The 13,136-nt window shown below is 68.6% G+C and carries 10 protein-coding genes and 1 pseudogene; 7 read left to right on the top strand and 4 right to left on the bottom strand.

Going from position 1 to position 13,136, the window contains the following annotated elements:
* Positions 1–31 precede the first annotated feature (31 nt).
* The 4 genes and pseudogenes from ACQEXA_RS13280 (at position 32) to ACQEXA_RS13265 (ending at position 4,766) form a co-directional block, all read left to right on the top strand.
* On the top strand, positions 32–2,683 hold the full coding sequence (locus tag ACQEXA_RS13280) for an AAA family ATPase (protein WP_432934729.1): 2,652 nt from the start codon (positions 32–34) through the stop codon (positions 2,681–2,683).
* Between the two features lie 621 nt (positions 2,684–3,304).
* Positions 3,305–3,466: pseudogene (locus ACQEXA_RS13275) on the top strand (GNAT family N-acetyltransferase); the annotation flags it as partial.
* Between the two features lie 104 nt (positions 3,467–3,570).
* A complete protein-coding gene (locus ACQEXA_RS13270) occupies positions 3,571–3,876 on the top strand; it encodes a transposase (protein ID WP_433129920.1) in 306 nt (101 codons plus the stop codon).
* Positions 3,873–4,766, top strand: a complete 894-nt coding sequence (locus tag ACQEXA_RS13265) for an IS3 family transposase (RefSeq protein ID WP_432934731.1) — start codon at positions 3,873–3,875, stop codon at positions 4,764–4,766. The genes ACQEXA_RS13270 and ACQEXA_RS13265 overlap by 4 nt, the downstream gene beginning before the upstream one ends.
* A gap of 17 nt (positions 4,767–4,783) precedes the next feature.
* Here the strand turns inward: ACQEXA_RS13265 and ACQEXA_RS13260 are convergent, their stop codons facing one another.
* The 3 genes from ACQEXA_RS13260 to ACQEXA_RS13250 all read right to left on the bottom strand — a co-directional run bounded on the left by ACQEXA_RS13260 (position 4,784) and on the right by ACQEXA_RS13250 (position 6,286).
* Positions 4,784–5,227 carry a hypothetical protein gene (locus tag ACQEXA_RS13260; RefSeq protein ID WP_432934732.1) on the bottom strand — a complete coding sequence of 148 codons (444 nt, stop codon included), beginning with the start codon at positions 5,225–5,227 and terminating at the stop codon, positions 4,784–4,786.
* Positions 5,228–5,307: 80 nt separating this feature from the next.
* Complete coding sequence (locus ACQEXA_RS13255; RefSeq protein WP_432934733.1) at positions 5,308–5,709, bottom strand: hypothetical protein; 402 nt, start codon at positions 5,707–5,709, stop codon at positions 5,308–5,310.
* Positions 5,710–5,770: 61 nt separating this feature from the next.
* Entirely contained in the window at positions 5,771–6,286 is a 516-nt protein-coding gene (locus ACQEXA_RS13250; protein WP_433129918.1) for a DUF2231 domain-containing protein, read from the bottom strand.
* A gap of 383 nt (positions 6,287–6,669) precedes the next feature.
* On the opposite strand from ACQEXA_RS13250, the gene ACQEXA_RS13245 reads away from it, so the two are divergent.
* The 3 genes from ACQEXA_RS13245 to ACQEXA_RS13235 all read left to right on the top strand — a co-directional run bounded on the left by ACQEXA_RS13245 (position 6,670) and on the right by ACQEXA_RS13235 (position 12,376).
* Positions 6,670–10,824 carry a S8 family serine peptidase gene (locus ACQEXA_RS13245; RefSeq protein WP_433129916.1) on the top strand — a complete coding sequence of 1,385 codons (4,155 nt, stop codon included), beginning with the start codon at positions 6,670–6,672 and terminating at the stop codon, positions 10,822–10,824.
* Between the two features lie 224 nt (positions 10,825–11,048).
* Entirely contained in the window at positions 11,049–11,879 is an 831-nt protein-coding gene (locus ACQEXA_RS13240) for an IS5 family transposase (RefSeq protein WP_432934736.1), read from the top strand.
* Positions 11,876–12,376 carry a hypothetical protein gene (locus ACQEXA_RS13235; protein ID WP_433129914.1) on the top strand — a complete coding sequence of 167 codons (501 nt, stop codon included), beginning with the start codon at positions 11,876–11,878 and terminating at the stop codon, positions 12,374–12,376. Before ACQEXA_RS13240 ends, ACQEXA_RS13235 begins: the two co-directional genes overlap by 4 nt.
* Positions 12,377–12,434: 58 nt before the next feature.
* On the opposite strand, the gene ACQEXA_RS13230 is transcribed toward ACQEXA_RS13235, so the two are convergent.
* Positions 12,435–12,797 carry an AAA family ATPase gene (locus tag ACQEXA_RS13230; protein ID WP_432934738.1) on the bottom strand — a complete coding sequence of 121 codons (363 nt, stop codon included), beginning with the start codon at positions 12,795–12,797 and terminating at the stop codon, positions 12,435–12,437.
* Positions 12,798–13,136: the final 339 nt, after the last annotated feature.

Below are 13,136 nucleotides of genomic sequence, written 5' to 3'. Positions count from 1 at the left end.
CGCAGACTCAGGGCAGTTGGGGAGGGGATCCATGGGCGCGACGATGCTGGTCGGAAGGGAGCGGGAGATCGCCGTGCTGGCGAGGCTCCTCGCACATGCGCCGCCGCGCGGTGCGGTGCTGCTGATTCGCGGAGACCCGGGTATCGGCAAGTCGTCGCTGCTGCTCGAGGCGGAGTCCATGGGGCGGGCCCGGGGTTTCCGGATACTTCGGCTGGCCGGTGTCGAGTCGGAGGCGGCGTTTCCTTTCGCTGGACTGCACCAGATGGTCGGTCCGGTGCTCGATCATGTCTCGCTGCTTCCGCGGCACGAGAGGGAAGCGTTGTCGGCGGTGTTCGACCTGGCCGAGGGCCCGCCACCGGAGTCGTTCCTGATCGAGTTGGCGGTCGTGGACCTGCTGGCGGCCGTGGCGGCCGACCGGCCGGTGCTGATCCTGGCCGACGACCTGCAGTGGCTGGACCCGCAGTCGCAAGAGGTGCTGACGTTCGTCGGACGGCGGGTGGCGGGACCCGTGGTGATCATCGCCGTGATGCGCCGAGGCCACACGGGCCCGTTCCTCCACGCTGGCTTTCCGGAGCTGACCGTGGGCGGCCTGGACGACGATGCGGCAGCGCGGATCCTGTCCGCTCATGCTCCTGCCCTGAGTCCCGCCGAACAGCGGCGCATCCGGCGAGAGGCGCTGGGCAATCCGCTGGCACTACGCGAACTGCCGATCGCGATGGCGGCCCTGCCCTCCAGCGGACTAAGTCCACTGACCCTGTCCGACCGGCTGGAATACGCGTTCGCAGGACGCGGGGCCGAACTCCCCTCGGCGACACGGGACGCCTTGCTCGTCGCGACCGTCGACTCGGCAGACGACCTCGCCGAAATCATCGCCGGGACCTCGGCCATGCGTGGCGAACCGGTCACTCCTGAGGTGTTCGACCCTGCGCAGGCGGCAGGACTGGTGACTGTGAAGGATGGCCGGGTCGCTTTCCTGCACCCCCTGATGCGTTCGGGAGTCCTGCAGGCCGAAAGCCTGGCCCGGCACCAGTCGGCCCACCGGGCGCTGGCGCACACCCTGGACGATGCGTACCGAAGGACCTGGCACCGCGCTCAGTCCATCGTGGGTCCCGACGACCAGATCGCCGACGCTCTTGAGGCCGGCGCCGCACGGGCGCTGAGCCGGGGCGCGGTGATCGCGGCGATCAGCGATCTCGAGCGGTCGGCACAGCTGACGAGTCGGTCGGCGCTGAGCGGACACCGGCTGCTGATGGCCGCCGGGCACGCCTTCGGAATAGGCCGGGACGACATCGTCCACGCGTTGCTGCGGTCGGCCGCGAGGACCGACCTGACCGACCTGGACCGAGCACGTGCGGAATGGCTCGGCGAGATCTTCGACCACGGCATTCCCGGGGACGCCGCCCGCGTACACGAGTTGTGCGACATCGCCGTTCGGTCCGCCCCGGCCGATCCCGATCTGGCGCTCGACATTCTCCTGGCGGCTGCCTTCCGCTGTTATGCGGCCGACACCGGGCCGGCCGCCCGGACGCGTGTCGTTGCTTGCGTCGACCGGCTGCCCGAGACGGCGGGCGACCCGCGCCACCTCGCGACCCTGGCTCTGGCAGAACCGCTGCTGCGCGCTCGGCAGGTCATCGAGGCACTGGTCCGGACGCCCCCCGGCGAAGATGGAGACGCACTGCGGGCCATGGGTATGGCCGCGCACGCGGTGGGGCACCTGGCCCTCGCGGCCGAGCTGCTTGCCCGCTCCGAGGCCATTCTGCGCCGGCAGGGCCGACTCGGACCGCTGTCGCAGGTGCTGACCATACAGGCGTGGACGCATGTGCTGCGCGGGGACCTGGTGGGGGCGACCGACACGGCAGAGATGGGGAAGCGGCTGGCAGCGGAGACGGGGCAGCCGCTGTGGGGAGCCGGAACGCTGGTGTGCGACGTCCTGCTGAAAGCGCACGTCGGTGAGACGCAGGAGGCACTGCGGCGGGCCACCGAGGCCGAACTGCAAGCGGACCACGGCTGGAACGCGGTGCTGTCATTGCTGCAACACGCCCGTGGACTGGCGGCACTGGCGGCCGGGTGGAACCGGGACGCCTACCGGACGTTGCGGGCGGCATTCGATCCGGCCGACCCCAGCTTCCACCAGTACGAGAGGTTCACCAGCCTGATGTTCCTCGCGGACGCGGCCGTACGCGCCGGACACCGAGAAGACGCCCGAGGGCTGGTGACGGAGCTGGAGATGATCGCGCGGGCGACGCCGTCGCCGATGCTGCACATCCATCTGTCGTACGCCCGCGCCGTCCTGGCCGTCGACGGGGACGCCGAGAACCTCTACTTGGCGGCGCTGGGGCAGGATCTGTCCGGCTGGCCCTATGCCCGCGCGAAGGTCGAGCTGGCGTACGGCTCCTGGCTGCGCCGTCAGAAACGGGTCCGTCAGGCGCAGTCGCTGCTGACCTCGGCACAGTCCACCTTCGACCGGATCGGCGCTCTCCCGTGGGGTGACGAGGCACGACTCGAACTGCAGGCGACCGGCGCTCCGATTGTGTGGCCGGAGTCGTCTGCCGAGCGGCTGAGGCGGATCACCGAGCTGTCCGCTCTGCGACTGCCGGACGACGAGATCGCCGATCGGCTCCACCTGCGCAGGGCGGTTGTGGCGATGTATCGCGGCAGGTTACGGCCCGACACCCACCGGTGAAGACGCCGCGGCAGCAGCCGGATGACTCAAGCCCGCGGGCGGGACCTCCGGCAGCGCGACATGAGTCCGCTTCTCTCGAGTCGCCGGATGGGACTGCACGGAGAAAGCCGAGAACGGATCGATTTCCTCGTTTGATTCCGATCGGCGGCCGGCGGACCCACGCCGTGCTCGGTCGGCCTGCCAACTCGGCGCAGCCGTCCGGGAGTTCGGTGCCAGTCAGGCTGAGCCGTACGGTGGTGCTGTCGCCGGTAGGCACGGTGAGCACATGGTGGACGGAGGTCTTGGTACCGGTGTACCGGGGGCCGAGTACGCCACACTGGACGCGTTTCTGGCAGGGGCCGAGGTGGACGAAGCGGTCGACGCAGCGAAAGCGCAAGGCAGGGGAGAAGCGGCGTACGGCGGAGCGTCGACGCGACCTGCGGATCGTTCAAGAGCATGCTCAGCCCGCCGTGCCGATCATTACGGCTCGGTCCGCGATTGATGGTGGGTGTGGCTCCGTCTCGGCGGCAGTTGATCTGGGGCGTTGCGACGACCGTTGATCAGTCCGGGGTGTTGTGATGGGCGGTGCTCGGTCGGGATATTCGCTGGTCGCCGCTTGTTGGTGGTGGTCATACTTCCGCGATGGATCCAGTGACTCTTGAGACCGACCGTCTGGTGCTGCGGGCCTTCACACTTGCCGACGTGGATGCGGTGCATGAAGCCTGCCAGGACGAGGACATCCAGTTCTACACCCCGGTGCCGGTGCCGTACCGGCGTGCGGACGCGGAGAAGCTCGTCGGCGAGAAGAGCGTCTCCGCATGCACATCTCGGCGAGTTGATTGAACCTTCCCCTTGATCGTGGACGCCTGGAGACTGGGACATGAGGTTCCAGAGGAAGAAGTGGCCAGGTGGGAAGCAAGAGCAACCGCAGCGGGCGGTATACGGAGGAATTCAAGCGGGACGCGGTCGCGCTGGTCCGGTCTTCCGGGAAGACCGTCACCGAGGTGGCCCGGGAGCTCGGGGTCAGCGCCGAGGGACTGCGGAACTGGGTCAAGCAGGACACGATCGACCGCGGGCAAGGGGCGCCGGGCGAACTGACGAGCGCGGAGCGGGAAGAGTTGCGGCGGCTGCGGCGGCAGAACCGTGAGCAGGCCGAGACGATCGAGGTGCTGCGAAAAGCGGCGGTCTTCTTCGCGAAGGAGAGCGATCGATGAGCGACGTGTACGCGTTCATCGAGGCGGAGAAGACCACCCATCCTGTTGCTCTGTTGTGCCGGCTTTTGAAGGTGGCCCGCTCCTCTTTCTACGCGTGGCTTGCCGGCGAGAAGGCGCGCTCGGCGAGGAAGGCCGCCGATGACGTGCTGGCCCACGAGATCACCGTGCTGCACGTCGCCTCCAAGGCCACCTACGGGGTGCCGCGCATCCACGCCGGGCTGCGCCGGCTCGGACGCCGCGTGAACCGCAAACGGATCGAGCGCGTCATGCGCGAACGCGGCATCAGCGGTGTCACACGGCGCAGGCGCAAGGGCCTGACCCGCCCGGCCAAAAGGGCGGTGCCCGCCTTGGACCTGATCGGCCGCGACTTCACCGCGAGTGCGCCCGGGGTGAAGCTGGTCGGCGACATCACTTACATACCCACCGATGAGGGCTGGCTGTATCTGGCGACCTGGCTGGACCTCGCGACCCGCGAGATCGTCGGCTACTCGATGGCCGACCACCACCGCGCCGGCCTGGTCGTGGACGCGCTGAAGATGGCCGCCGGCCGCGGGCACCTCAAGCCCGGATGCATTACGCACTCGGACCGCGGCAGTGAATACACCTCCGACGAACTCCGAGAGGAAATGCGCCGGTTGGGACTGCGGCAGAGCATGGGCCGCACCGGCTCATGCTTCGACAACGCCGCCGCCGAATCGTTCTTCGCACTGCTGAAGGAGGAGATCGGAACCCGCCGCTGGCCCGACCGGTCCAGCGCCCGCGCGGACATCTTCGCTTTCGTCGAGACCTTCTACAACCGACAGCGCCTACGCCGCCATCCACGCTGGGGCTACCTCACCCCGCTGGAGACCCGGCAGCGTCTGGAACAAGAACACGCCCTCGTGGCGTAAGCATCGAGTGTCCAAGATCACGGGGAAGCTTCAGAAGCGACTTCACCCGCACCAGGCAGCTCCTCTTCGATGCGGCTCGCCAACGGCCCAGCGTCAGGCAGGTTGAACCCGCCAGCCAGCTGCGCCGGTGTCAACCATCGAGGCAACGCCAGCAGGGCCAGAGGGTTTCCGCGTGCCTCGGCGACTAGACAGTCTCGCACCTGTGCGTCCAGTCCCCCGCCGATCGCCGACTCGATCAACGAGCGCGCATCCTTGTCGTTGATCCCCACAATCGCCATCTCCGGCAGGCCATCCAGCTCGGTTTCGCTGATCTCTCGCACTGTGAACACCAACAAGACCGGCTCGGCGAGCAACCGACGACCGACAAATGCCAGAGCCTGCACGCTGGCCTGATCAAGCCATTGCGCGTCATCCACCAGGCAGACCAACGTCTGCTCCTGTGCAATATCCGAAAACAACATCAGAGTGCGGTATGTGGGCTCTTGTCCGTTTCGTGGTTGAGGTTGGGTGAGGGCTGCTGGTCGTCGCCGTTTGGTGGGGGTCAGGCGCGGGGCTGAGTGAACAGGCCGGGTTCGGGTTCGGTGAGGATGCCGCGTGTGACCAGGCGTTTCAGCTTGGAGCGGATGCCTTCGGTGTTCTTCGGGATGATCGGCAGGTCGAGTGCCTGGCACAGGTCGCGGGCGCGCATCGGCTGCCCGGTGTCGGCGAAGGAGGTGAGGATCTGCTGGTAGGCGGGGTGGTCGGGGACGTCGGGGCGATCCGGATCGTCGGCGGACGTGGGGGCGGGGAGGGTGAGGAGGGTCTTCCGGGTGACGCGCAGGTTTTCGCTCTCCGCGTCGAGCTCGCCCAGCTGCGCGTTGAGGTCCTCAAGGCGGGCGCGGACGGACTCGGCGCCCTGCTGACGTTCGTGCTCCTCGCCGCCGCGGCGGTCCTCCTCGCCCACGACCCCGAATTCCGTGGCGCGGTGTGGACGTTCGTCCGGAACCTGTGAGCGGGCGCGCCCGTCAGTCCCCGTGGCTGCCGGAGGCGGTCTTCGAGTAGGCGTCGTGCCAGGCGGCCTTCGCGCCGGAGTCGCCGATGCGGTAGACGTCCACGACGGCGCCGGCCGCCACCACGACGGACAGCACGGCCGCGGCGATCCGGACCACGCCGCCGCCGCGGGTCACGGCCGCGGCGGCGGAGGCGGTCTGCGTCCCGGGCGTGCGGCGCGTCGTCCACCAGACGACCGCCGCCAGTACGAACAGACCGGCGGCCCACGGCAGCAGCCCGTCGCCGAGCTCGGTGTGCCTGCGCACCAGCGCGTCGCTCTCCACGTGCCGCTCAAGCCACTCGCCTGCCTGTGTCGTGAGCGGCACGGACACCAGGGTGACGAAGGCCAGTACGGGCAGGACCAGGCCCAGCCGCCGTGCCGCCTTCGGCCAGAGCGCGCCGACCACGAGCGTCAGGGCACTGAGGGGGACCAGTACGACGACGAAGTGGACCAGCAGCACATGCGCGGGCAAGCCGTTGACGAGGCTCATCGGATGCTCCTCCGGGAGGCGACTATGGGGGCGGGCGGCACAGCTGTGATCAGTGTCCGCTGATCGGCGCGCCAGCCTGGCACAGCAGCCTCTCAGCTTCCTCTGACCCTGATCCGTTGCTCACGAGATACGGCCGCCAGCCTACGCACCGGGCGGGTGCCCCCCTTCCGTCAAACGACTGCCAAAGCCACCGAACGCCTACGCATAAGTCGCTCTTGAGTCGATTGACGGAAGCGGCCCGAACCCTTCTTCCGGAACTGTGTGATCCACATCTCTCGGGCCGCCCCGCCTTGCTCCGCGGCGCACTGGCTCGACCTACAGGAGGTTCCTTGATGAATGTCCATAGACCGGGAAGGCGGCTCAATACCGTCCTTCTCGCAGTCATGGCCACCAGTGCTGCCATGCTCCCTTCGACGTCTGCGGTGGCCGCCTCGGCCTTTGCGTCGTCTTCCCCGGCTCCGGGCTCGAGCGGGTCTTCCGCCTCCCATGCGCCCGCCGTCAAGACGCCACTGGGCAAGGGGCTTTCGGCTCAGCAGCCCAAACAGCGCAGCGGCGTGGTACCGGGCCAGGTCGTGGTGACCCTGGCCGCGGGCACGTCGGTCACCGGGAAGCCGCTGACCGGCCACCGGTTGTCGACGTTGGCTCCGCAGACGGACAAAGCGGCGGTGAACTCCGCCCTTCGTGCGGTCGGCGCCAAGGCGATGCGCACCGTCATCCCGGCGCTGTCCCAGTCCTCTGGAACTGCGCTCCGCAAGAACGCCGCCTCGCAGCCGGCCGCGGACTCCGCTCTGTCGCGCACCTACGTGCTCCAGACGGCAGAGCGTGACTCCGATGCGGTGGCGAAGAAACTGCGCAAGACGCCTGGTGTCGCGTTCGCGGAACCGGACCGCTACGTCAACACGCTGGACGTGCCGGGCCAGCAGCTGCCCGCGTCCGTGGTCAAGGCCGCCGCACGGGCGGCGGCAGCGCAGGCTCATGCGACGCCGTCGGATACGGCACGTGCCACCACCGACTCCACTGGGATTCCCACCAACTACGGACTGGCGGATTCCGCTCAGGCGCTGCTCAACGCCGGCGGGGTCGACGCGACGGGCGCTTTCGCGACGCTCAAGGACAAGTTCGGGCAGGAGCCCGGGGACGGTGAGATCATCACCAACGTCTCCATCGGGGACCTGGTGGACCAGTCGATGGTGAACGACAGCAACCCGAGAGCTGTCGAGAGCGGGGCCACCACCATCCTGCAGGATGGTCAGCGCTACCTCGACCTGCCGTCGATGCCGCTCATCCCGACCTATGTGTCCGATGGGCAGGGCGGCCTCAGCGGCTCCGCCGCGGTCCAGGGTCAGGACGGTGCACTGGACGAGGTCCTGCTGGACTTCAGCGTCATGAGCCCGCTGCCCCACGACCTGCAGCGGCCTGACCGGGTCGGGAGCGGCTACACCGACCTGCTCGGCATCGCGCCTGGTGCCAAGTACCGTCTTGTCGTCCCGCAGACCCCGACGACCGATCAGATAGCATCGGCGCTCATGGCGGCGGCCAACCAGTCGCCCCGCCCCAACGTGATCACCGCCAGTCTCGGCATCGGCACCGACACCCTGGGCTTCGCCGGGCGCTACCTGGAGGACGACCCGGTCGTCCGCGCCACAGTCCAGCACATCGTCAAGCAAGACGGCATCACGGTGGTCATCTCCTCCAACGACGGCACCCGCCTGTTCACCCAGGCGGCGGTGGGCCCGGACGGTGGCAGCACACCGACCGACCTGGCTGCCGACGATGCCGCGGCCACGAACATCGACGACGTCGCGTTCTCGTCGGTGCCGTCCCGGGATCCGGACACCGGCGCCATCGCGGCCGGCGGCACCACGCTGGACGACACGCTCGCCGGTCCGGCGGGCAGCCCCACCGTGGCGGAGACCCGTATCAGCGGCTTCGGCACGTTCTCGTCCGGATTCGGTAGCCGCGTCGACCTCTCCGCGCCCAGCGACAACATCCCCGCGTTCGTCCACCCCGTCCAGACGCTGTTCACTCCCGCCGGCGGACCCTCGGACGTGAACGTGCGCCTCAACGGCGGCACGTCGGCGTCCGCTCCGGAGATCGCCGCAGCGGCGGCCGTGGTGCTGCAGGCGTCCCGCCTGGCCGGACACCACCTGACGCCCGGCGATGTCCGCGCCCTGCTGGAGCACACCGGGCGCCCGGTCTCCAGCCCGCCTCAGATCGACCGGACCCTGCACGTGGGACCGCAGATCGATGTCACCGCAGCCACCGAGGCAGCTCTCGGCGGCAAGTTCAAGGCCGAGCCCGCCCTGGTGCGGCTGTCGGTCGCACACCGGGTGACCCTTGGAGGCCTCGGCGGCCGGTTCACGGAGACGACCGATCCGGACCGTATCGACCTGGGCGACGTCGCCTCCGGCGGCAACGGCGAGGGCCTGGTGGGCCCGGTCACCTTCGCCGGTGATGTCACGGGCCTGCCCAGTGGAAATGTCGTCAAGTACCGGCTCACCGTGGGCTCAACCGTGTGGACGTCCGACACTCCGGCCATCCGTGTGACACCACGTCAACTGCTCACCGCGGCCGGCCTGCCGGTCGTGTCCACGAGCGACCGCACCGTCGACCTGCGCTACGACGTGCTGGTCAAGGGCAACGTGGTGGCGAGCACCTCCCGTACCATCACCATCGGGAGCAGCGACGGCACCTACGCAGAAGCCCACGGGCCGACGGCGCCCGCGGTCGCCCCGCTGGGACACGCGGTCACCGTGCACTACGACCTGACCGGCGTCAACGGCGTGTCCCACCCGGCCATCGCCGTATCCGGCGTGGGCCACTGGAACCCCGGACTCGGACCGATCTTCTACCCGGCCTGGACGCAGCCGCTGACAGACACCTCCGGCAACGTCACCATTCCGGCCAGCGCCTTCCACGGCGGTGCCGGCCTCTACGGCATCGGCATCATCCAGAGGTCCGGGAACCTCGCGTCCAACGTCTACGCCGAGTTCACTCCGATCCGCATCGGCACCGACCGTGCCGAAGACCGCCCGGACGCGCCGCTGATCACCGACGCGAGCGGAGTCCCCGGCCACTTCGCCACGGCCGACCGCACCCACCCGAAGTTCCGTCTCACGTACGACACCAGCGCCGTCCACGGGGCGGCCGCGGCCGAGGTGGAGTTCTCCGCGCCCGGCCCGACGGCTAACGGTGGCAACGGGTACAACACGTTCGACAACCCCAATGGGTCGCAACTGGACAATGACGGCATCAACACCCCGTCCGTCCTCCACCAGACGCTGTCCGGAACGTCGGGCACGGCCGGCCTGGACATCCTGAAGCTCGGGCTGCCCACATCCGAGCTGTACAACGTGCGCGTGCTAGCCCTGAACAGCGACCACCAGGTCATCGGACAGGCTTCGCCGACCGCGGAGTTCGAGGTCGACGACGGTCTCGCTCCGGACGGCGCGCGGGTGCTCGACTTCGCCTTCGCCGGCAAGGACTCGCTGGTTTCCCTGCTGGGCCAGGACGGTACGTCCATGGTGCGGCCGTACGACCCGGCAACAGGCACCTACGGCCCCGCCCTGACCACCGACAGCACACCGCAGTCGACCTATGCGGTGACCGGGGCATCAGCCACCACCCACCGGGCCCTTGTGGCCCACCGGGCCCAGCCGAACGGCGACGTCGACCTGCAGATCTGGGACACCGCGAACCGGACGATGGTCGCCCAGCAGACGCTGTCCGCCTCGGAGTACACCTTCGTGAACGCCAAGGTCGATCCCGCCCGGAACCGGGGCGTCGTCCTGCTCCACCGGGTGTCCGACAACACCGACGTCCTGCTGCCGATCAGTCTGACGACGGGCGCCCCCTCCCCGGTGATTCCGATCCCGGTCTCCGGCGCGGGAGTCACAGACCCAAGCGCCGCCCCCGTCCAGTGGTCGCAGCTGGCCATCGACCCCAAGGACGGCACGGTCGTCCTGCTGCCCACAGGTACCTTGCACTGTGCGGGCACCGTCTACGCGCCTCGCATGGACCTCGACACCGGTACCGCCACGCTGGCCGGGGAGACCTCCCGGTGCAGTCACGGCCTCGCGATCGACGATGCGGGCAGCCCTTACAACGCGTCGAACACGGGATGGAGCATCAAGATGCCCGCCCCCAGCGTGATCACCAAGATCGACCCCAGTGGTGAGCCCGACTCGATGCTGGTCCGCCAGGACCGGGGTGGTTTCGAGCTCACCGTCGACGGCGGGCGCGACCTCGCCTTCGAGAAGTTCAACGGACCCGACGGCCTCCACCTCTTCGGGGTTCCGACGCTGGTCTTCGACAACAACGCGATGGGGCAGATGGACGTCGTGGACCTCAAGACCGGCGAGCGCGTGAAGACGATCAACGGCACCTACGCGTACCCGGACGGCAGCCCGCTGATGACCGTCTCGCTGCGCGGCTTCCGGAACCCCCAGGACGGACAGTCCATCCAGCTGGACCCCACCACCCGCACGGGATACACGATCGGCATCAACCACCAGGAGATCCAGCAGTTCTCCTACTGATGGTGAGCTGACCACCGTCAGGTGCCGGGGCGAGGAACGGCAGCCCGTTCCTCGCCCCCTGGCGTACCCTGATTCGGCAGAACAGGCAGAACAGGGGTTCAAGGATCAGACGCCAACTCCTGAGAGTGCGGTACGCGACCTTATGACCGGCTTGTTATCGCTCGATGGGGTGACGTTGAGGCATCGTTGCCGGTCAAGCGTTCGAGATCCGCTTGCATGGCGGGATGGGTGATCGCAAGCCGTACTCGAGTGATGTCTCCGACGAGCAGTGGGCGTTGGTGGAGCCCGTGATCAGCGCCTGGAAGGCCGCGCACCCATCGGTCAGTGGCCACCAGGGCAGATATGCGATGCGGGAGATCGTGAACGCGATCCTGTACCAGAACCGCACCGGCTGCCAGTGGGACCTGTTGCCCCACGATCTGCCGCCCGCCGGTGCGGTGAAGTACTACTTCTACAAGTGGCGCGACGACGGTACCGACCAGAACATCCACGATCTTCTGCGGTGGCAGCTGCGGGAGGAGAAGCGGCGATTAGCCGACCCGAGCCTCGTCGTTCTGGACACGCAGAGTGTCCATGCCGCCGTCGGTGTGCCTGCCACCACGACGGGCCGGGATGCCGCGAAAAAGGTGCCGGGCCGCAAGAGATGCCTGGCCGTGGACACATTGGGCCTGGTCATCGCGGTCGTCGTACTGGCCGCCTCCGCACACGAGAACACCGCGGGCAAGGCCCTGCTGGACGGCGTGGCCGAGCAGACCGGCACGGTGCGTAAAGCCCTGGTCGACCAGGGGTTCAAGAAGAGCGTCGTCGAGCACGGCGAGCAGTACGGCATCGACGTCGAGATCGTCGAACGCAACCCCGCCGACAAGGGCTTCGTCCCACAGGCCAAGCGGTGGATCGTCGAGCAGACGAACGGGATCCTGATGTTCTACCGGCGCCTGGTCCGCGACTACGAACACCGACCCGCCAGCTGCCGCTCCCGCGTCTTCTGGGCGATGACCTCCGTGATGGCCCGCCGCCTTACCGGCGCCACCGTCCCCGCCTGGAGGACACCGTGACCGAGAACCCGCAGATCAGCGCCGTCCTGGAGTACATCGAGGCGCGCGAGCGCGAACTGGGCGAGCAAGCCGGACAGCTCCGCTCCCGCATCGGGGAACTCACCGCGCGGCTCGGCGAACTCGACGCGGAGAGCGAGAACCTGCGCATCACCCGCAAAACTCTCCTCACCATCTCCGCTCCGGCGCCCGCCAAGGACCCGCCCCGCCCTGACGTGCCGGACCACCCGGCCTACCAGCAGATACTCACCGCCCTCGCTGACGCCGGCCGGCCGATGCGGGCCCGCGACCTGTGCCAGGCCCTCGACCTGTGCCAGGCCCTCGACCTGTGCCAGGCCCTCGACCTGTGCCAGGCCCTCGACCTGTGCCAGGCCCTCGACCTGCCGATCCTCCCGAAGAACACCGAAGGCATCCGGTCCAAGCTGAAACGCCTGGTCACACGGGGCATCCTCACCGAACCCGAACCCGAACCCGGCCTGTTCACTCAGCCCCGCACCTGACCACCGACCCACCCAGCCGACCAGGGCTCCTCACCCAACCCCAAACCCGAAACGGGCATTACGTCACGTATCGGACTCTCAGAGCTGCCTTACCGATCACAAAGCGCTCCGGCGAGTCCCCGGCACGCAAACCGAACGCAGCCTCCAGCGCGTCTCGCAGCGGACCCGAAAGATGCTTCACCCGGTGGAGCATCGGGACACACAGCTGATGCAAGCCAGCGAACGCGAGCTCCATCTCCGACTCGACACCCCCGGCACGGACGACACGGCACCCCGACGCCTTCCCCGCCAGGTAGTCCAGCAACGCCGACTTGCCAATCCCCGGCTCCCCACTGATCACCAGCGTGCCGCTGTAGCCCGATCGCGCCTCGGCGAGCAGCTGGTCGAGCCGTCGACATTCGGCAGTCCTGCCGCGCAACATGGGTCCGAGCCTCCTCCAGTCATCCTACGACCGGGGCACCACCCGCACCGCCTCCCGACCCGGGCGTCACGGCGCCGCGACTGGGGGTCACCGAAGCACCCCTGACGATCCGCACCTGAAAGGAACCGCCGATCTACCCGGCGGCTCCCTTGCCGCGCATTTCGTGATCACAGCAGGCGACGCAGCGCCCGCAAATGCGATCGAGGGTCACGCTGATCATGCCGATCCGCGACACACCGTAGCGGCCCGGGCTGTCAGTGACTCCGCACGCGCCACGGGCCAGCTACGGGTTCATTCCCGGACCGCCGCCCCGCCAGCCGATCACCGCAGGGTCGCTTA

Source organism: Streptomyces sp. CA-106110 (assembly GCF_050936285.1).
Lineage (GTDB): Bacteria > Actinomycetota > Actinomycetes > Streptomycetales > Streptomycetaceae > Streptomyces.
The sequence above is the reverse complement of the archived record's forward strand: the minus strand, read 5'-3'. Positions and strand labels throughout refer to the sequence as shown.

Bases quoted from the DNA above. Each gene is read 5' to 3' on its own strand.
- ACQEXA_RS13280 (WP_432934729.1), top strand. From the start codon at position 32: ATGGGCGCGACGATGCTGGTCGGAAGGGAGCGGGAGATCGCCGTGCTG.
- ACQEXA_RS13265 (WP_432934731.1), top strand. From the start codon at position 3,873: ATGAGCGACGTGTACGCGTTCATCGAGGCGGAGAAGACCACCCATCCT.
- ACQEXA_RS13260 (WP_432934732.1), bottom strand. From the start codon at position 5,227: ATGTTGTTTTCGGATATTGCACAGGAGCAGACGTTGGTCTGCCTGGTG.
- ACQEXA_RS13250 (WP_433129918.1), bottom strand. From the start codon at position 6,286: ATGAGCCTCGTCAACGGCTTGCCCGCGCATGTGCTGCTGGTCCACTTC.
- ACQEXA_RS13245 (WP_433129916.1), top strand. From the start codon at position 6,670: ATGGCCACCAGTGCTGCCATGCTCCCTTCGACGTCTGCGGTGGCCGCC.
- ACQEXA_RS13240 (WP_432934736.1), top strand. From the start codon at position 11,049: ATGGGTGATCGCAAGCCGTACTCGAGTGATGTCTCCGACGAGCAGTGG.
- ACQEXA_RS13230 (WP_432934738.1), bottom strand. From the start codon at position 12,797: ATGTTGCGCGGCAGGACTGCCGAATGTCGACGGCTCGACCAGCTGCTC.